This is a genomic window from Burkholderia sp. JPY481 (assembly GCF_038900515.1).
Lineage (GTDB): Bacteria > Pseudomonadota > Gammaproteobacteria > Burkholderiales > Burkholderiaceae > Paraburkholderia > Paraburkholderia youngii.
This window is the reverse complement of record NZ_JAYMRT010000012.1, coordinates 116,331-135,600: the sequence shown is the minus strand read 5'-3', so window position 1 is coordinate 135,600 and position 19,270 is coordinate 116,331. Positions and strand designations below refer to the sequence as shown.

The 19,270-nt window shown below is 64.4% G+C and carries 15 protein-coding genes and 1 pseudogene; 8 read left to right on the top strand and 8 right to left on the bottom strand.

Features of this window, described 5'->3' with window-relative positions; genetic code table 11:
• Positions 1–2 precede the first annotated feature (2 nt).
• The gene (locus tag VSR82_RS26045) at positions 3–1,610 is read right to left on the bottom strand and encodes an ABC transporter substrate-binding protein (protein ID WP_410848454.1); all 1,608 of its coding nucleotides are present in this window, start codon (positions 1,608–1,610) and stop codon (positions 3–5) included.
• Positions 1,611–1,904: 294 nt separating this feature from the next.
• Here VSR82_RS26045 and VSR82_RS26040 point away from each other — a divergent pair, with 294 nt between their 5' ends.
• Positions 1,905–2,735 carry a VOC family protein gene (locus VSR82_RS26040; protein WP_429463549.1) on the top strand — a complete coding sequence of 277 codons (831 nt, stop codon included), beginning with the start codon at positions 1,905–1,907 and terminating at the stop codon, positions 2,733–2,735.
• Positions 2,736–2,775: 40 nt separating this feature from the next.
• Here VSR82_RS26040 and VSR82_RS26035 read toward each other — a convergent pair whose 3' ends face one another.
• The 4 genes from VSR82_RS26035 to VSR82_RS26020 are packed head-to-tail and all read right to left on the bottom strand — an operon-like array spanning position 2,776 to position 7,452.
• Positions 2,776–3,576, bottom strand: a complete 801-nt coding sequence (locus tag VSR82_RS26035) for an ABC transporter ATP-binding protein (RefSeq protein ID WP_368717440.1) — start codon at positions 3,574–3,576, stop codon at positions 2,776–2,778.
• Positions 3,573–4,442 carry an ABC transporter ATP-binding protein gene (locus tag VSR82_RS26030; protein WP_429463545.1) on the bottom strand — a complete coding sequence of 290 codons (870 nt, stop codon included), beginning with the start codon at positions 4,440–4,442 and terminating at the stop codon, positions 3,573–3,575. Before VSR82_RS26030 ends, VSR82_RS26035 begins: the two co-directional genes overlap by 4 nt.
• An 11-nt stretch (positions 4,443–4,453) precedes the next feature.
• Positions 4,454–6,277: an ABC transporter permease gene (locus tag VSR82_RS26025; protein ID WP_429463543.1), complete on the bottom strand. Its 1,824-nt coding sequence runs from the start codon at positions 6,275–6,277 to the stop codon at positions 4,454–4,456.
• Positions 6,274–7,452, bottom strand: coding sequence for an ABC transporter substrate-binding protein (locus VSR82_RS26020; RefSeq protein ID WP_368581557.1), 1,179 nt, complete (start codon positions 7,450–7,452; stop codon positions 6,274–6,276). The genes VSR82_RS26025 and VSR82_RS26020 overlap by 4 nt, the downstream gene beginning before the upstream one ends.
• Positions 7,453–7,790: 338 nt before the next feature.
• Here VSR82_RS26020 and VSR82_RS26015 point away from each other — a divergent pair, with 338 nt between their 5' ends.
• The 5 genes from VSR82_RS26015 to VSR82_RS25995 all read left to right on the top strand — a co-directional run bounded on the left by VSR82_RS26015 (position 7,791) and on the right by VSR82_RS25995 (position 12,760).
• Complete coding sequence (locus tag VSR82_RS26015; protein ID WP_410848449.1) at positions 7,791–8,801, top strand: LysR family transcriptional regulator; 1,011 nt, start codon at positions 7,791–7,793, stop codon at positions 8,799–8,801.
• The gene (locus tag VSR82_RS26010) at positions 8,798–10,303 is read left to right on the top strand and encodes an NAD(P)-binding domain-containing protein (protein WP_429463537.1); all 1,506 of its coding nucleotides are present in this window, start codon (positions 8,798–8,800) and stop codon (positions 10,301–10,303) included. Before VSR82_RS26015 ends, VSR82_RS26010 begins: the two co-directional genes overlap by 4 nt.
• 14 nt (positions 10,304–10,317) lie before the next feature.
• Entirely contained in the window at positions 10,318–10,887 is a 570-nt protein-coding gene (locus VSR82_RS26005; RefSeq protein ID WP_429463535.1) for a CMD domain-containing protein, read from the top strand.
• Positions 10,884–11,459, top strand: a complete 576-nt coding sequence (locus tag VSR82_RS26000; protein WP_498858215.1) for a peroxidase-related enzyme — start codon at positions 10,884–10,886, stop codon at positions 11,457–11,459. The genes VSR82_RS26005 and VSR82_RS26000 overlap by 4 nt, the downstream gene beginning before the upstream one ends.
• 125 nt (positions 11,460–11,584) lie before the next feature.
• Entirely contained in the window at positions 11,585–12,760 is a 1,176-nt protein-coding gene (locus VSR82_RS25995; RefSeq protein ID WP_498858214.1) for an ABC transporter substrate-binding protein, read from the top strand.
• Between the two features lie 53 nt (positions 12,761–12,813).
• Here VSR82_RS25995 and VSR82_RS25990 read toward each other — a convergent pair whose 3' ends face one another.
• Positions 12,814–14,136: an LLM class flavin-dependent oxidoreductase gene (locus VSR82_RS25990; protein ID WP_410848444.1), complete on the bottom strand. Its 1,323-nt coding sequence runs from the start codon at positions 14,134–14,136 to the stop codon at positions 12,814–12,816.
• Positions 14,137–14,425: 289 nt separating this feature from the next.
• Between VSR82_RS25990 and VSR82_RS25985 the strand changes: the two genes are divergently transcribed.
• Positions 14,426–14,716 (top strand): co-chaperone GroES, encoded by a 291-nt coding sequence (locus tag VSR82_RS25985; protein WP_368581549.1) that lies wholly within the window; start codon positions 14,426–14,428, stop codon positions 14,714–14,716.
• 13 nt (positions 14,717–14,729) lie between these two features.
• Positions 14,730–16,370: a chaperonin GroEL gene (gene groL / locus VSR82_RS25980; RefSeq protein WP_368581548.1), complete on the top strand. Its 1,641-nt coding sequence runs from the start codon at positions 14,730–14,732 to the stop codon at positions 16,368–16,370.
• 132 nt (positions 16,371–16,502) lie between these two features.
• On the opposite strand, the pseudogene VSR82_RS25975 reads toward groL, so the two are convergent.
• A pseudogene (locus VSR82_RS25975) lies at positions 16,503–17,858 on the bottom strand (LLM class flavin-dependent oxidoreductase).
• A gap of 41 nt (positions 17,859–17,899) precedes the next feature.
• Positions 17,900–19,249, bottom strand: coding sequence for an LLM class flavin-dependent oxidoreductase (locus VSR82_RS25970; RefSeq protein WP_429463530.1), 1,350 nt, complete (start codon positions 19,247–19,249; stop codon positions 17,900–17,902).
• Between the last annotated feature and the right edge of the window lie 21 nt (positions 19,250–19,270).

Genomic DNA, 19,270 nt, shown 5'->3' with positions numbered 1-19,270 from the left:
TGTCATGCGCTCAGATAGACGTCGGCCAGATTGCCTTCGAGGCCTTGCGCGGACACGGTATGGTTGTGAACGCGCCGGTTCGCGAGCGTGACCATGCGAGGTGCGACGAGGTTGAGAATCGGCAGCTCGCGATAGACGATCTGCTGGAATTGTTGATAAAGCGCGACGCGTTTGTTTTCGTCGGTTTCGATCGCGGCGCTCTCGAGCAGGTGGTCGACCTCGGCATTGCTGTAGTGCGGCGCGTTCGAGAACGGCACGCCCGGCCGAATGTTCTGCGACCAGTAGAGCCGCTGCACGCCGACGCTCGGATCGAATAGCGTATTGACGCCGATGCTGGTGAAATCGAACTGGCGGTCGGCATACACGCGCTTCAGAAAAGCGGGCAGGTCCTGAGAGCGCACTGTCACGTCGATGCCAACGCGAGAGAGTGCCGATTTCACGTAATCGGCCTGGCGGCGGTACATGTCGCCGTACGGCAGGAAATCATGCGTGAGACCGAAGCGCACCCCGCCCGCCTTGCGCGGATAGCCGGCCGCGTCGAGCAGCTTTTCGGCGGCGGCAGTATCGAACGGGTACGGTGCGAGTTTGCCGTCGTGATAGGGCGAGCCCGGCGTGATCGGTGTCGGCGACAAGTCGGCGTAGCCATACGCGACCGTGCGCAGCACCACTTGCGGATTGATCGCATGCGCGATCGCCTGGCGCACCCGCAGGTCGCCGAGGATCGGATGTTGCAGATTGAAGTCGATCTCGGACAGCGGTTCGAGGAACCGATAGCCGCGCGTTTCGACAACCAGCTGCGGCAATTGAGTGAGGCGCGGCAAATCGGTGAGCGGTACTGGATTTTCGCCGCCCAGATCGAGCGCGCCTGTCTCGAACGCGGCGGATCGCGCGGCGGCGTCGGGAATCACCTTCAGTACGAGACTGTCGATGTACGGTTTGCCGGCATCCCAGTAGTCCGGATTGCGTTCATAGACGATGCTGGCACCGCGCGTCCACGACTTGAAGCGAAACGGCCCGGTGCCGATTGGCGCGTTATTGTGCGGGTTGGACAGCGGATCGCCCGACGCATACAGATGCTTTGGAACGATTGGGGATTCACCGGCCGACAGTGCCTTCAACAGATAGGGCGCCGGCTTCGACAATTCGATCACCGCGGTCCGGGCGTCCGGCGTCGATACGCGCGTGACATTGGCGAAAGTGCTGCGTCCGCGCGGATGCACCGTCTTCAACAATTCGATCGAGAACGCTACGTCCGTCGACGTGAATGGCTGCCCGTCATGCCATTTGACGTTCTCGCGTAGTGTGAAGCTGTACTTCAAGCCGTCAGGACTGACTGCCCACGCGGTTGCCAATTGCGGCCGTGGACGCAGATCGAAGTCGTATGCGAGCAAGCCTTCGAGCACCTTGGAGCTCGCGACCAGAGCGGGCCCGGTGGTCTGAAAGATCGACACCAGCACTGGCGGTTCCGGATTGATCAGCATATTCAGCGTGCCGCCCCGCTTCGGCACCGATGCTGCGCTGCCTTGTGCGAACACGCGTGCCGGCATGCCGGCGGCCGCGAGAGCAGCGCCTGAGGAAATCAGAAAGTCGCGTCGATTCAGCCGTGCCATGTAATTCATATCCTGGTGCTTCGGCCGAGTCACGTTGGCCGCGTCAAAGTACCGAGCGGCTTGCCGCTCGTGCAGCGCTTACGATAAAGCCGCAGTCGCAGTAAAAGAACCAATCGTTCGGCATATGCAAAGCACGCCACCGAAGAAAGACGGATTCCTCATCGAGCAGTCCGATCGCATCTTGCGCGACGGAGCCTAATCCAGTTGCGGCGCTATGCAATCGACAATCCATTACTAGCGTTTTGGCGGCAGGCTTCGCATACTCGGACCACCCTACTGTGGACCTCGCTCGTCATGTCTCTTTCAATCGACCACATCGTGATCCGCGTGCAGGATCTCGAGCAGACCATCGCCGATTTCACTACGCTTGGCTTCACCGTGCAACGCGGCGGCACGCACGCCGACGGCGCCACACATAACGCGCTGATCGGTTTCGCCGATGGCAGCTACGTCGAACTCATCGCCTTTCTGCGCGACGCACCGGAGCATCGCTGGTGGGACGCTAGCCGTCGCATAGGAGATGGTTTCGTCGACTACGCGCTGCTGCCGCAATCGGTTGCCAGCACCATCGCCGCGGCACGCGAACGAGGTCTCGCTTACGACGGCCCCCTAGCCGGCGGACGTCTGCGTCCCGATGGCGAGCGCCTCGAATGGCAGATCGGCAAGCCGTCGAGCGCGGATCTGCCGTTCCTGTGCGGCGACGTGACGCCGCGCCACCTGCGCGTGGCCGAAGGCGACGTTCGCCATCATGCGAACGGGGCGCACGGCGTCGCGAACATTACGCTCGCGGTGCACGACCTGGATGCGAGCCTCGCACGATATCGCGCGCTGCTCGGAGAACCCGACGTGCAGCGCGCGCCGCTGCCTGGTTACGACGTCGCATTGGCGATCCTGTCGCTTGGCGCGACGACGCTCACGCTTGCAAGCCCGGCCCGCGAAACCCGTCCGCCAGCCGAAGGTCTTGCCGCTGACCTTCGGCACCACCTCGCCTCGCGCGGCGAAGGGGTTTTCGCGGTCGCCCTGGAGACGTACGTCGATGGCGCCGCGCGGCGCCTCGAGCGTACGCTCGCCCATGGCGCCATCATCGAACTGGTAGCAAACCCGTCGATCCGACGCGATCGATAGCGTCGCGCGGCGAGCGAAACACCAGGCGATCCGGCGCCGCTCACGACGCCGTCTGCGCCGCCAGCGATCCGCCGAGATAAGCGTCGCGAATGCGCTGGTCGCCGAGCAATTCGCTCGCGGTGCCGGACAACACCATGCGCCCCGTCTGCAGCACGTAGCCACGATGCGCGATCTGCAGCGCGAGGCTCGCGTTCTGCTCGACCATGAAGAACGTGATGCCCTGCCGGTTGATGGTCTGGATCAGGTCGAGCACCTTGTCGACGTATAACGGCGACAGGCCCATCGTCGGCTCGTCCATGCAGACCAGCGCGGGGCGGCTCATCAACGCGCGCGCCATCGCCAGCATCTGCTGTTCACCGCCGGAAAGCGTGCCGGCCCGTTGGGTCAGCCGCTCTTTCACGCGCGGAAAAAGTTCGAGCATGCGTTCGTAGTCCTCGCCGATGCCCGCGCGGTCGTTGCGCGTGAACGCGCCCATCAGCAAGTTTTCGCGCACGGTCATGTCGCCGAAAAGCCGCCGGGCCTCCGGCACCGAAGCGATGCCTCGCCGCACGATCTGCGAAGTCGGCAGACCGTTCAACGGCTTACCGTCGAAGCTGATGGTGCCGGCTCGCGGTTTGTGCAGTCCAAGAATCACCTTCATCGCCGTCGATTTGCCGCTCGCATTGCCGCCCAGCAGGCTGACGATCTCGCCGCGCCCGATGCTGAGATTCACGCCGAAGTGCACCTGGATCTGTCCGTAGAACGTGTCGATCTGTTCGAGTTTCAGCAGCGGCTCGGTCATGGCGGCTTGTGTGGAGGCTAATGGGTTCGGCGCAAGCAGATGCAGATTTGATGTCTTCATGCTGCCGCCGTTTCGTTGCGGCCGGCAGCCGCGCCGACCTGACGGTGTCCAAGGTAGGCCTCGATCACGGCGGGGTCCTCGCGCACCTCGGCCGGCAGGCCGGAAGCGATCTTGCGGCCGTCTTCGAGCACGAGCACGCGATCGGAAAGCTGCATCACCAGGTCCAGCTTGTGTTCGATAAGCAGGATGGTGAGCCCGTCGCGCTTGAGTTCGAGTATCAGTTCGAGCATTTCGGCGGTTTCGGACTCGTTCATGCCGGCGGTCGGTTCGTCGAGCAGAAGGATGCGCGGCCGCAGCGCTAGCGCACGCGCTATCTCGACACGCCGGCGGTTCGCATAGGACAGGCTGTGCGCCGGCTGATCGAGTCGCGGCGACAGGCGCGTACCGAAGCGGGCCAACAGCGTCGTCACTTCTTCACGCAGCGCGGCGTTTTCGCGACGTACCGATGCAGGCCCGATCAGCGCGCGCAACGCTTCCGCAAATGCCCCCACCACCGGCCAGCCGCAGCGCGTCATCGCAAGCCTTGCGTGCGCGCCGATCAGCACGTTATCGAGCACGCTCAGATTGCCGAATACCCGTCCATGCTGGAACGTGCGGGCGACGCCGCGCGCGGCAAGCTGCTCGGGCGCCATGCCGGTCACGTCTTCGCCGGCGAATCTCACCTCGCCGGCGTCCGGCGCGTCGATACCGGACAGCAGATTGAACAGCGTGGATTTGCCGGCGCCGTTCGGACCGATCACGCTCACGCATTCGCCGCGCGCAACCGACAGGCTCACCTCGTCGACAGCCACGAGACCGCCGAAACGGCGCGTAACGCGCCGCACGTCGAACAGGATATCCGTGCCGCGTGGCAAAGAAGATGTCATGGTCGCCTCCGTCATACCGAACCGAACAGCCCTTGCGGCCGGAAGCGCACGAGCAGCAACAAAATCATGCCGTAAATCAGCATCCGGTAGTCGGCGGCAAAACGGAACAGTTCCGGCAGGCTGATCAGCGCCACCGCACCGGCGACCGCACCGATCACGCTGCCGAGACCGCCGAGAATGACCATCGTCAGCGCAAGGATCGACACTTGAGAGTCAAAGGTCTGATAGTTGATATAGCTGTACAGGTGGGCGGCGATCCCGCCGCCGATGCCAGCCGCGAGGCCGCCGCAGGCGAACGCGATCGCCTTGTAGCGATTGGGGCGGATGCCATACGCGCGCGCCGCCACGTCGTCCTCGCGGATCGCGCGCCACGTGCGGCCCAGGTGCGAGTTCAGGAGCCGCGCCTGCAGCAGTGCGAGCAGCACGAGCACCGCGAGCGTGAACCAGTAGACGGCGCGCACGCCCGTCAACTGCCACCCGAACAGCGACAGCGGGGCAATGCCGGTGATGCCCACCGGACCGCGCGTCAGGCTGTCCCAGTTGAGCACCACGAGGCCGATGATTTCACCAATGCCAAGCGTCGCAATCGACACATAGTGGCCGCGCAGCCTGAACGACGGGTAAATCAGCACCGTGCCAATCGCCGCGGTGATGAGGCCGGCGAGCGGAATCGTCAAAGCCGGCGACCAGCCCAGATTGACGGACAGCAGCGCCGACGCATAAGCGCCGATCAGCAGCAGCGCCGCATGCCCTAATGAAATCTGCCCGACCGTGCCCGCGACGAGCGTCAGACTGAGCGCCAACAGCCCATAGATCCAGCCGTTGGTCAGCGTCTGCAGCACGTACGACGACGGCACGACGAGCGGCAGCACGAAGGCGAACGCCACCAGTGCCACGATCGTGCGACGAGCAACGTGCAGCGCGCGGCGGTTCGACAGAAACGTGCCGGTCAGCGGCTCAGGCGGCAACCGGCGGCTGGCGCTGAAGAGACCATTTGGCCGCCAAACGAGAAACACCAGCAGCAGCACGAACGCGAAGAGGTCGCGATAGCTGGTGCCGAACAACGCGACCCCATAGCTCTCGACCAGACCGAGCAGCAAGCTGCCGGCAATCGCGCCGGGCACGTTCCCCAGGCCGCCGATCAGCAAGGCGACGACGCCCTTCAACGTCGCCTGAAAGCCCATCGCCGGATCGATGCTGTTGTAGTACATGCCGACGAGCAAGCCGCTCAGGCCGCCGAGCCCGCAGGCGATCGCAAACACGGCCTGATTCACGGCATTCACATTGACACCCATCTGCTGCGCGGCATCGCGATCCTGCGCGGTCGCGCGCACCGCCCAGCCGAGCCGCGTGAAGCGCAGGAACAGGTAAAGCATGCCCGCCGCGCCGATGCCGATTGCCGCAATCAGCAGATCGAGCGAGCCGATGGCGGCCCCGCCAAGCGATAGCGTCCAGTCGGGCAGCGAACTCGGCACAGGACGTGGATCGGGCCCGAACACGATCTGCGCGAGCTGGTCGAGCACGAAGCTGATACCTATGGTGGCGAGCAGCGGCGCAATACGGGCCGCGCCTTGCAGCGGCCTGAGGCCAAGCCGTTCGATCAGGATGCCGAGCAGCGCGCAGCCCGCGACCGTCGCGAGCAGCGCCACGGGTAGCGGCAAGCCGAGCCGCGTCAGACATAGCCAGCCGATGAAGCCGCCCACCATATACACCGAGCCGTGAGCGAAATTGATCAGATGCGATACGCCAAAGATCAGCGCGAGGCCGACCGCGAGCAGCGCATAGATATTGCCGACGATCAGGCCGTTGACCGTGTAGTCGAACCAGGCGGTCATGGCGTATGCACGGCGCTCGCCCCATCCCACAGAGCGAATTTGCCGTCCTTCACGACGAGTTCGAGATTCTTCGCGCCTGCCACGCGGCGCGTCTGCGGATCGAACCTGAACTTGCCGAAGATCACGCTCGGTACATCGCTGATCTTCGCAAAGCCGTCGCGCACGGCCGCGCGATCCGCGCCGTAGCGGCGAATCACTTCGCCCGACAGGATCATCGCGTCGTAGGCGCGCGCGGCAAAGGTGTCCGGATCGGCGCCGTATCTGGCGCGGTAGCGCTGCACGAAGCTTTGTACTTCAGGACGCGGATCGCCGGGGAAGAAGTTCGACTCGGTGTAGACGCCGTTCACCGCAGGGCCGCCAAGATCGATGAATTTGGGTGAATACACCGAGCCGACCGCCGCGATCGGCGTGCTCACACCGGCCGCTCGCGCCTGGCGAACGATCTGGGCACCGTCGGAATAGTAGGAGATCAGCACGATTGAGTCGGGCTGTTCGCTTCGCACGCGCGTGAGCGTCGCGCGAAAATCCTTCTCGTTCGGTTGATACGCTTCGGCCGCGACGACCTGCGCGCCGTCCGCGCTCGCGGCCTTTGCGAAGATGTCCTTGCTGGTGCGACCCCAGTCCGTGTTCAGATAGAGCACGGCGATCTTCCTGAAGCCGAGTCCTTTGGTCACATAGTGCGCGAGCAGCGGCTGTTCCTCGGCCTGGCTGATCGCGGTACTCCACATATAGTCGCCGCCTTTCGTGAAGTCGGGATGCGAATTCGTAAAGCCGAACTGCACGAGACCCGCGCGCTGATACACCGGCGACGCGGCCATCGACGCACCGCTCGACAGATCCCCCAGTTCCAGCAGGATGCGCTTGTCGTCGGCGAACTTCTGTGCGATGGCTACGGCCTGACGCGGATCGCTGCGGCTGTCCTCGAACTGATAGCTGAGCGGATGGCCGTTGATGCCGCCGTTGCCGTTGATCTGATCGAGCGCGAGATCGAAGCCGCGCTTCCATTGCTCGCCGTACTGCGCATCCTGGCCGCTCAGCGGTCCGGTCACGCCGACCCAGTAAGGATCGGCCGCGTGCGCCACGGGCATCACGCCGCAGGTTGCCAGCGCCAGCGCGCCGGCCAGGTGAAGCAGTGAGCGGATCGCGCCACGCTTGTTGTTCCACAGAATCGCCATACAGGTCTCACGCATTCGAATTGAGTGAGGCCATGTAACCATGTCGCGCGGACGCGGGCCAACGAAGATACGCGACGAAGCTTATTCCATTCCATTGGCAAAGCTTTTGACGACGAATGCCGAAGCACTTTAGAAGCGCCCTCGGTACAGGATCGGATTACAAAAAACTCCTTGTTTCAGGCACTTTTCCGCGATCGATGATCGTAGTCAACCGACCGCTATTGAGTACATAGGCGTCGGCGATTCGTCGTTTTCATCAATTACATAGCGGAATTTATTATAAGAATTGCGCATTCAAGCGCTCATAAAATGCACCCATCACATGGATGAGGCATTGCATGGAGTTGCATCAACTCGAAGCGTTCTCCGCAGTCATGTCGACGGGCAGTATGACCGGGGCCGCTCGTATGCTCGGCCGCTCGCAACCCGGCGTCACGAGAACAATCCAGGATCTCGAACAGGAGATCGGCTACGCGTTGTTCGACCGTAAAGGACCTCGCGTCACGCCGACGAGCCGCGCGTTCCGGCTTTATGGCGAAGTCGAGCGCTCACTGATCGGCCTGGCCGCTATCGAGGCCAGCGCGCGGGCGATCGGCCGCGACGAGACCATGCCATTGCGCGTCGTTGCGACACCCGCGCTCGCCGCGACATTGGCGCCACGTGCAATCTCAAAGCTCGCGCAGGCAGGCACACGGGTCGACACGCAATTGCGCAGTGCGTCCGCCGAGCAGGTCGTCGAGGCGTTGCTGTCACGTTCGGCCGACATCGGCATCGCGACATTGCCGCTCGATCATGCGGCGCTCGACGTGCACTACATCATCGAGGCGCCCTGCGTCGCGGTGCTGCACCGAAACGATCCGCTCGCGCACGAGGCCGTGCTGCGACTCGCGTGGCTCGCGGGCAAGCCGGTCGCCACGCTGGCGAACCGTTATCGGCTGCGCAGCCGCATCGATCGCGCATTCGACGAGGCCGGCGTCGCGCTTCACGTTGCACTCGAAACGAATGCGTCGCTCAATGCGATGATGGCCGCGCAACAGCAGCTCGGCGTCGCCATCGTTGATCCGGTGACCGCGTTCGGCATGCGCGTCGCGGACGTCGAGGTCAAAGCGCTCGATGTGCCTATTCCGTTTCTGTATGGTGTCGTCACGCTTTCCGGCCGTCCCCGCAGCGACGACGTCAACGCAATGATCGATGCGCTCGCGGAGGTATCGCACGGGCTGCTGCCCGGAGCCATGCGTCACGCAGCGTCACGGCATGGCGCGCTGGTTGCCCACGACCAGGCGGATGGAGCGCAAACCGCCGCCCAATCGCCCACTTTCACTCACCGCGACATCGGGACCACTGCATGAGCGCAACGACTCCTTTCCACGCCGCTGCCGGACTGAACGCGCTCGAAGCGCGGCTTCGCGAGGATCTCGCCTGGCTCGAGCTTCCCGCGCCTTCGTGGGTGCCCGCGCGGACATCGGCCGGCCAACGTGTGCTCGATGTGGCCATCATCGGCGCCGGCATGGCCGGGCTGACCGCGAGCGCCGAATTGCGCCAGCTCGGCATCGACAATCAGCGGCTCTTCGATCAGGCGCCGGCCGGTCAGGAAGGACCGTGGATCACCTACGCGCGAATGCAGACGCTGCGCTCGCCCAAGCAACTGACGGGGCCCGCACTGCGCTTGCCCGCGTTGACCTTTCGCGCGTGGTACGAGGCCCAGTTCGGCCGCGAACAATGGCACGCGCTCTACAAGATTCCACGCGTGCAATGGATGGACTACCTGCGCTGGTATCGGCGCGTGCTCGATCTGCCGGTCTCCAATGACACGCGCGTAGAGAAACTGCAGACGCGCAGCGACGGTCTGATCGAACTCGTGCTGTTGCGCGGAGCGGTCAACGACCGCAAAGACGCGCGGCGCGAAACCGTGCTTGCTCGTCATGTCGTGCTCGCGACCGGCCGTGAAGGACTTGGCGGCCCGTACGTTCCCGACGTGGCCCGCGACATTCCGCGGCACTTGCGCGCGCACTCGTCGGACCCGATCGACTTTGCCGCGCTGCGCGGCAAACGAGTCGGTGTGGTCGGCGCGAGCGCATCCGCGTTCGACAACGCCGCGAGCGCTCTCGAGGCGGGGGCCGGGCGAGTCGATCTATTCGTGCGGCGCGCCGCGCTGCCCCGTATCAACAAGCTGACCGGCATCGGTAGTCCCGGTCTCGTTCACGGGTTCGCGAATCTGCCCGACGCCTGGAAGTGGCGCTTCCTGCACTATTCGGCGCAAACGCAGGCTCCACCGCCGCGCGACAGCGTGCTGCGGGTCGCCGCTCACGCGCAGGCGCGCCTGCACCTGGCGAGTCCGCTGACGGGGTTGCGCCACGAAGGCGACACGATCGTCGTCGACACGCCCCGAGGTCAATACACCCTCGACTACCTGATCTTCGCGACCGGCTTTCACTCGGAAATCGACACGCGCGACGAGTTTGCGCCCATTGCGCCGCACGTGCGCCGCTGGCGCGACCGCTTTACACCGGCGGCGGAATTGCCGAACGAAGAACTCGCCAGCTCGCCGGACCTCGACCGCAACTTCGCCTTCCAGGAACGCGTTCCCGGGGCCTGCCCGGCGCTCGCGCGCATCCACTGCTTCAATCACGCAGCCAGTCTGACGCACGGCAAGGTCGCCGGCGACATCCCCGCGATCAGCGACGGCGCGCAGCGGCTCGCGCGCGCGATCGCCGCAATGCTGTTCGACGCCGACCGCGATACGCACTACGCGGCGCTGCAAGCCTTCGACACCGCGGAACTCGCGGGAGACGAATGGGACGACGCCGATGCCACTGCCGGCACGGTGGCCGCCGACAACGCTGCCCTCTAATGGACCCACATCTGATGTCTTCATCCGCTGATTCCCTATCGGCCGCCACCATAGCCGATGACTTCGTCGCGCAACTCGCGGGATTGGCGCCCGACGGCGCGACCGCGGCTCTGCGCGCGTTTCGCGGCGACGCGACGCGTTATACGCAAGGCAGCCACGACGCGCTCTTCTCGACCGATGTCGCCGATCTGACGCTTCGCGAACGCCTCTTTGCGGCGTGGTATGCGGCGCTGTTGTCGAATTCGGAGCAGACGGCACTCGCATATCGCGAGCGTCTGCTGACACTGGCGGCCGCGGCTGACGCGCAAACTGAAACCACGAGGTCGCTTCTCGATGCAATCGCCGCACAGCGCGCGGTTCCCGCCGCGTCGATGGCAACGACGGACCAGCGGCTCGTCGCGATCCTGCGTCACACGGAAGCCTTGACGCTGCGTCCCGCCGCGACCGGAAAGCCGGCGCTCGCAACACTGCAGGCTGCCGGCCTCACGACGCGCGCCATCGTCGCGCTATCGCAGCTCGTCGCGTTCGTCACGTACCAGGTGCGGGTGGTCGCCGCGTTGCGCGCATTGGAGGCACGAGCATGAGTTCCGATCACGGCTTTACGACGCAGACCCTCGGCTGGTCCGCATGGCTCGATACAGTCGCGCTCGAACAGGCATCCCCCGAGCAGACCGCGGTACTCGAAGCGAGCCACCCGCAAGCGAAGACTTCCGATTACTACCTGTTGCTGGTCCACCAAGCGGAAATCCTGCGGCAACGATCAGGCGCGTTCAACAGCATCATGTATGCGCCGGGCGGATTGTCGCGAGCGGAGCGCGAGCTCGCGAGCACGGTGGTCTCGCGTGTGAACGGATGCGTGTATTGCGCGTCGGTGCATGCGCAGCGTTTCCAGCAACTCGCGAAGCGCGAGGACGTCATCCAGCAGATCTTCGCCGCGCCTGAAACGGCGGGTACGACCGAACGCGAGCGCGCCATCGTGCGCTACGCGATCGATCTCACGTTGCAGCCGCAGGCGCTCACGCCGGAATCGCTCGATGCGCTTCGCCGCGCGGGGCTCGACGATGCGCAGATTCTCGATCTCAGCCACGCGATTGCGATCTTTGCCTGGGCCAACCGCTTGATGCTGACGCTGGGCGAACCGGTGTTTCCGGCTTGACCGGGGCCGCCGCGTCGACTTCGCAGTAGTGCGGTCCCCAGCGAATGAATATGACAATCGCTTCGTTGCCGCACGATGCGATGCGTTAGAGACTTGCAGTCCCACTCACTACGAGAGAATCCGTCATGTATGCCTCGCGTTTCTCCGCGCTGCACCGGCGACTTTTCACGCTCGCCGGCGCGGTAATCGTTTTCTCGCTTTCCGCCGTTTCTTCTGCGGCGCCTGCCAGCGGCGAGCCGGTTTTCTTCGGCGTCAGCGGACCGCTGACGGGTCCGAACGCGCAATACGGCGCACAGTGGAAAGCCGGCTTCGACCTCGCGCTCGATGAAATCAACCACGACGGCGGCATTGACGGCCATCCGCTGCAGTACGTGTTCGAAGACAGCCAGAGCGATCCGCGCCAGGCGGTCGCGATTGCGCAGAAGTTCGTCGACGACAAGCGCATCCTGATCGAACTCGGCGACTTTTCGAGCCCCGCTTCGATGGCGGCCTCGCCGATCTATCAACGCGCGGGCCTCGTCCAGTTGGGCTTTACCAACTCGCACCCGGACTTCACGAAAGGCGGCGACTTCATCTGGAGTCCGTCGGTCAGCCAGGCGGATGCGCAACCGCTGCTCGCGGATCTGGCCGTCAAGCAGGGCTTCAGGCGAGTCGCCGTGCTGTTCCAGAACACCGACTGGGGCCGCGCGAGCAAGGACGTGTTCGTGAAGGCAGCAGCCGCACGGGGGGCGCAGGTAATCGCGACCGAAGGTTACCAGCCCACCGATAAGGACTTTCGCGCGACGCTGCTGCGCGTGCGCGATACCAAGCCTGACGCGCTCGTGCTGATTTCGTACTACTCGGACGGCGCGCAGATCGTGCGTCAGGCCCGCACGGGCGGCATCACGCTGCCGATCGTCGCGGCGAGTTCGGTGTACTCGCCGAAATTCATGGAACTCGGCGGCGATGCCGTAAACGGCGTGACCACCAACACGAGCTTTTTCCCCGGTGACCGGAGCCCTGAAGTCCAGCGCTTTGTTCGCGACTTCCAGGCGAAATATCATCACGAGCCCGACGCGTTCAATGCGTTCGCCTACGACGCCACGATCATTGCCGCTTACGCGTTGCGCACCGGCGGACTCGATCGCCATGGCGTGCGTGATGCGCTCGCGAAGTTGCATGACGTGCCGAGCGTCGTCTTCGGCAAGGCGACGTTCGATCCGGCGACTCGACGCGTGATCGGTGTAATAAGCGTCAATCTCGTCGTCGAGAACGGACAGTGGGCGCTGCTTGGCAGCAAGCCCGCACTGGCGGCCAGGTAGCGGCACGCACATTCGCGCGGGCCGCCTGCCGATGCGGCCCCGCGCGATTCGCCTTATGAGGCAAAGAACCGGTTCGCAGGTCGTGGCAGCCCAAGATTCTCGCGCAGGGTCTTGCCTTCGTACTCGCGCCGGAACAGCCCCCGCTTCTGCAACTCGGGAATGACTTTGTCGACGAAGTCGTCGAGGCCGGCCGGAAGATGCGAGAACATCACGTTGAATCCGTCGGAGCCTTCTTCCAGCAACCACTGCTCCATCTGATCTGCGATCATCCGGGCGGTGCCGATCATCTCCAGCCCGGAGTATCCGCCGATGCGCTGCGCGAGCTGACGGATTGTCAATCCATCGCGCTGCGCCCATTCCACGACTCGTTGCCGCGCGGTACGGCTTGCGTTGGTCTCGGGAATTTCCGGCAACGGGCCGTCCGGATCGAGACCGGATACATCATGCCCCAACGCGATCGACAACGAAGCGATGCCGCTCTCGTAGTGGACGAATGTATCGAGCCGCTCACGCGTTTCGCGCGCCTCTTCGAGCGTATCGCCCACCACGACGAAAGCCGCCGGCAAAATCTTCATGTGATCGCGCGAGCGGCCGAGTTTCTCCATGCGGCTTTTTACGTCGGCGTAGAAACGCTTCCCGTCGGCCAGCGTGGTTTGCGCGGTGAACACGACTTCGGCCGTTTCCGCGGCAATCTGCCGTCCCGCCTCCGATGAGCCCGCCTGCACGATCACGGGCCAGCCCTGAATCGGCCGGGCAATATTCAACGGACCGCGCACCGAGAAGTTCGCGCTTTTGTAGTTCAGCACGTGCAGCTTTTGCGGGTCGAAGAATGTTCCGCTCGCCGTGTCGCGGATAAAAGCGTCGTCGGCCCAGCTATCCCACAGACCTGTGACCACGTCGAAGAACTCGCGCGCGCGCCGGTAGCGCTCGTCGTGTTCGACGTGCTCGTCGAGGCCGAAATTGAGCGCCGCGTCTGGATTCGATGTCGTCACGAGATTCCATCCAGCGCGGCCACCGCTGATATGGTCGAGCGAGGCGAACCGCCTTGCAACGTGGTACGGCGCGTCGAAGGTCGTGGACGCGGTCGCGACGAGACCCAGCCGCTCGGTGACCGCCGCGAGCGCGGGCAGCAGCGTGAGCGGCTCGAACGAGGTGACCGTGTGGCTGTGCCTGAGGGCGTCGAGCGGCATGTTGAGCACCGCGAGGTGGTCGGCCATGAAGAACGCATCGAAGCGGCCACGCTCGAGCGTCTGCGCAAAACGCTTCAGATGCCCAAAATTGAAGTTGGCATCAGGATAGGCGCCAGGATAGCGCCATGCACCGGTGTGGATCGTCGTGGGGCGCATGAAGGCGCCGAGGCGAAGCTGACGTGACATGAATCGACCTCAATCGGGAACAGGTCGCGCCAGTGTAATGCGGCCGCGCTGACGCTGCCTGGCGGCAACTCGATTTCAATTTGCAGACCGACAGCAGCGACGGTCAAAGTCCGCCGTATGCAGGCGCTTTATGCCTGATGCGCTGCGTACGGACGAATCGATTTCCTTCCTCGAGTGCTTTTCATATGCGCAAACATTGGTTGGATTTGCGCTGGCGCCGACTTACCGTCCTGAATCTGGCGCCGTGGAGCGCATTGTCAACAGCTACCTATCAGGAAGGAAATAACAGATGAGCCTACGTCCTTTACATGATCGAGTGATCGTCAAGCGTCTCGGTCAGGAGACCCGCACCGCGTCTGGCATCGTGATCCCCGACAGCGCCGCGGAAAAGCCCGACCAGGGCGAGATCCTCGCTGTCGGTCCCGGCCGCCGCGGTGACGATGGCAAGCGTGTCGAACCGGACCTGCAGGTCGGCGATCGCGTGCTGTTCGGCAAGTACTCAGGCCAGGCGGTAAAGGTCGACGGCGACGAACTGCTGGTGCTGCGCGAGGAAGATATCGTCGCAGTCGTTCAAATTTGAGGAGAAAGCAAACATGGCAGCCAAAGAAGTCGCTTTCAGCGACAACGCGCGTTCCAAACTGGTTGAAGGCGTCAACCTGCTCGCAAATGCGGTGAAAGTGACGCTCGGGCCGAAGGGCCGCAACGTCGTGCTCGAACGCAGTTTCGGCAGCCCGGTCGTGACGAAGGACGGCGTGTCCGTCGCGAAGGAAATCGAGCTGGCCGACAAGGTGCAAAACATCGGCGCGCAGCTCGTCAAGGAAGTCGCGTCCAAGACCAGCGACGCCGCGGGCGACGGCACGACCACCGCGACCGTGCTCGCACAGGCGATCGTGCGCGAAGGCCAGAAATACGTCGCGGCGGGCCTCAATCCTCTCGATCTGAAGCGCGGCATCGACAAGGCCGTCGCCGCGGCCGTCGACGAACTGAAGAAGATCAGCAAGCCCACGACCACCAGCAAGGAGATCGCCCAGGTTGCGACGATCTCGGCGAACGGTGAAGAATCGATCGGCCAGCGCATCGCCGAAGCGATCGACCGGGTCGGCAAGGAAGGCGTGATCACCGTCGAAGACGGCAAGTCGCTCGCGGACGAACTCGACGTCGTGGAAGGCCTGCAGTTCGACCGAGGGTATCTGTCGCCCTACTTCATCAACAACCAGGACCGGCAGCTCGCCGCACTCGAACAACCATTCGTGCTTCTGCACGACAAGAAGATCGCGAACATTCGCGATCTGCTGCCGATACTGGAACAGGTCGCAAAGTCCGGCCGGCCGCTTCTGATCATCGCGGAAGACGTCGAAGGCGAAGCACTCGCGACGCTCGTCGTGAACAATATTCGCGGCATTCTGAAGACGGTCGCGGTGAAGGCGCCAGGCTTCGGCGATCGGCGCAAGGCGCTGCTCGAAGACATCGCGATCCTCACCGGCGGCCAGGTCATCGCTGAGGAAACCGGTTTGACGCTCGAGAAAGCGACGCTCGCCGAACTCGGCGAGGCCGCGCGCATCGAGGTCGGCAAAGAAAACACCACGGTTATCGACGGCGCCGGAGAGAAGGCCAGCATCGAAGCTCGCGTCAAGCAGATTCGCGCGCAGATCGCGGAAGCAACCTCGGATTACGACCGTGAAAAGCTGCAGGAACGCGTGGCGAAGCTCGCGGGCGGCGTCGCCGTCATCAAGGTGGGCGGCGCGACGGAAATCGAGGTGAAGGAGAAAAAAGACCGCGTCGATGATGCGTTGCACGCGACACGCGCCGCTGTCGAAGAAGGCATCGTGCCGGGCGGCGGTGTCGCGCTGATTCGAGTGAAGCAGGCGATCGCCGCACTTCAGGGCGCGAACGCGGATCAGAACGCCGGCATCAACATCGTGCGTCGCGCGCTCGAAGAACCGTTGCGTCAGATCGTCGCCAATGCGGGCGAGGAACCGAGCGTGATCGTCGCCAGGGTGGCCGAAGGCAGCGGCAATTACGGCTACAACGCCGCCACGGGCGAATACGGCGACCTCGTCGAAACCGGCGTGGTCGATCCGACGAAAGTCACGCGTACGGCCCTGCAGAATGCCGCCTCCGTGGCGAGCCTGCTGTTGACGACCGACGCCACCGTGCACGAAGCGCCGAAAGATGCGGCACCGGCTGCGTCGCCGGCGGGACCTGGAGCCGGCGGTCCCGGCTTCGACTACTAATCGAACTGCTCGAGCCTGCTGACGCCGTGAGGCGTCGGCGCAACGCGCCGCGCATCGCGACCGTCGATGCGCGGCGCGTTGTTTTGAGGGGGCAGGCCGCAATCGCTTCGTGTGCCCTGCCCCGATCCTGATTCAATCCGTCACGGCTTCACGCTGGTAGCGCGACACCGGCTGTCGCAAGCCGAGATGCTCGCGCAACGTGCGGCCTTCGTATTCGTGGCGAAACAGGCCTCTGCGCCGCAATTCCGGCAGCACGAGCCGGATGAAGTCGTCGAGACTGTTGGGAAGCAACGCCGGCATCACGTTGTAGCCGTCTGCGCCGTAGTTGACGAAACGTTCCTCGAGCGCATCAGCTATCTGCTGCGGCGTGCCGACCAGTTGCCAGTGCCCGCGTGCGCCAGCCACGCGCAGATAAAGCTCGCGGATCGTCAGGTTCTCGCGCCGCGCCAGTTCGAGGGTCAGCGACTGGCGGCTCTTGCTCGCGTTGGTTTCGGGTAGTTCGGGGATCGGCCCGTCGAGCGGATAGCCCGACAGATCGAAGCCGCCGCTCAGCGTGGACACCAGCGCAAGACCGACCGCGGGGTCGATCAGTGCCTGCAGCGCATCGAACTTTTCGCGCGCCTCGCGCTCGGTCTCGCCGACGATTGGCATCACGCCCGGCATGATCTTCAGGTCGTCGGGCTCGCGACCGTATTGCGCGAGGCGGCCCTTGACGTCCGCGTAGAACGCGACCGCGTCTTCGAGCGTCTGTTGCGCGGTAAATATGACTTCCGCGGTGCGCGCCGCGAGCGCCTTGCCCGCTTCCGACGACCCGGCCTGCACGACGACGGGCCGACCCTGCGGCGAGCGTTCGACGTTCAGCGGTCCGCGCACGTTGAAGAACTCGCCGCGATGATCGAGCACATGGCGTTTCGCGGGATCGAAGTAGCGTCCCGCTGTCTTGTCGCGCACGAACGCGTCGTCGTCCCAGCTGTCCCACAGTCCGTCGACCACTTCCGCGAATTCGACGGCGCGCTCGTAGCGCCGCGCATGCGCGAGATGTTCGTCGAAGCCGAAGTTCTTCGCCTCGTGCGCGCTCGACGACGTGACCAGATTCCATCCTGCGCGCCCCGCGCTGATGTGATCGAGCGACGCAAACTTGCGCGCGATGTGATACGGCTCGTTGAAGGTCGTCGAAGCGGTGCCGACGAGGCCGATACGTTCGGTCAACCCGGCCAGTGCCGAGAGCAGCGTGATCGGCTCGAACTGGGCCACATAGCTATGCGCGGTGCGACTCAGGAAATCGACATTGTCGCCGCGCGTGCCCGAGCCGTCGGCGAGAAAAATCAGATCGAACTTCGCGGCTTCCGCTGCCTGGGCAAGCTACACGTAGTGGCGAAGGTCGCGGCCGGCATCCGCGCGCGCGTCAGGATGACGCCACGCGGCGATGTGATGTCCGGTCGGATAGAGAAACGCGCCGAGGCGCAGATGTCCTTTGCGTTGGCTCATGATCTGTGCGAGTCGTTGATCTGGCGGTACGGTGGCGCAGCCTATGCGCTGTCGCGCCAGCGTTGCGGGTTCGGTGGACGGTCCAGTCCGAGGTGCTCGCGCAGCGTCGTGCCCTCGTATTCGCTACGAAAGATGCCGCGCTGCTGCAGGATCGGCACGACCCCATCGACGAAATCTCGTAACCCGCCGGGCAGCGCATCGGGCATCAGGTTGAAGCCGTCGGCCGCGCCGCCGTCGAACCAGAGCTCGATGTCGTCCGCGATCTGCTCTGGCGTGCCGACGATCACCCGGTGACCGGTGCCGCCCGCCAGCGCACGGATCAGCTCTCGTACGGTGTGGCCATGACGGCGCGCCTCGGCGAGCGTCGCGTGAAAGAACGTGTGGTTTCCGTTGCCGCCGCCGGGCAGCGCGAGATCGTCGGGCAACGGCGCGTCGAGCGTCAGACGCTCTACGTCGATGCCTAGCGTACCCGCGAGGCGGTTCAGGCTGTAGCGCCACGGAATCTGCTCGACGAGTTCATCGCGCCGGCGCAATGCTTCGCTGTGAGTCGCGCCGATGATCGTCGTCAGACCGGCGAGCACCTTGACGGGCGGGCGGCCATAGGCGGCTGCCCGCTCGTTCAGATCGCGCCGGTAAGCCGCCGATTCCTCGAATGATTGCGACGCGGAAAAGACCGCTTCTGCATGACGGGCTGCCAGCTCCCGGCCATCTGCCGACGCCCCCGCCTGCACCACCACAGGATGCCCTTGCGGGGAGCGCGGCAGGTTCAGCGGCCCTTGTACGTCGAAGTAGCGGCCGCGATGCGCGATCGCATGCACTTTTGCAACGTCGACGAAACGGCCGCCGGCTTTGTCGCCGACGAACGCGTCGTCCTCCCAGCTATCCCATAGCGCCTTGACCACCTCTGTGAATTCGGCGGCCCGCTCGTAGCGTTGCGCATGGTTTGGTACCGCGTCGCGGCCGAAATTGCGCGCCGATGGCAGGTCGGCGGTGGTCACGACGTTCCAGCCGGCGCGGCCGTTGCTGACGTGATCGAGCGTCGCAAAGCGCCGGGCGATGTTGTACGGCTCGTTGTAGCTGGTCGACGCAGTGCCGATCACGCCGATGTGCGTCGTCGCCGCCGCGATGCTGGCGAGCAGCACCGTCGGTTCAAGCGCGGTGATGGGGCGGAAGTCGATCTGGTCGACGATCGCTGCATTGTCGGCGAGGAATACCGCGTCGAGCTTGCCCGCCTCGGCGATCCGCGCGACGCGCACGTAGTGATCCGCATCGACGAACGCGCGTGGCTCGGCCTCGTCAAGCCGCCATGCCGAGGGCACGAAACCCGAGTGCAGAATGTTGACGTTCAGATGCAGGCGGCGCCGCGCGGCGCGTGCCGGAAGACGACTCATCGGCGATGACCTCGCGTTGGA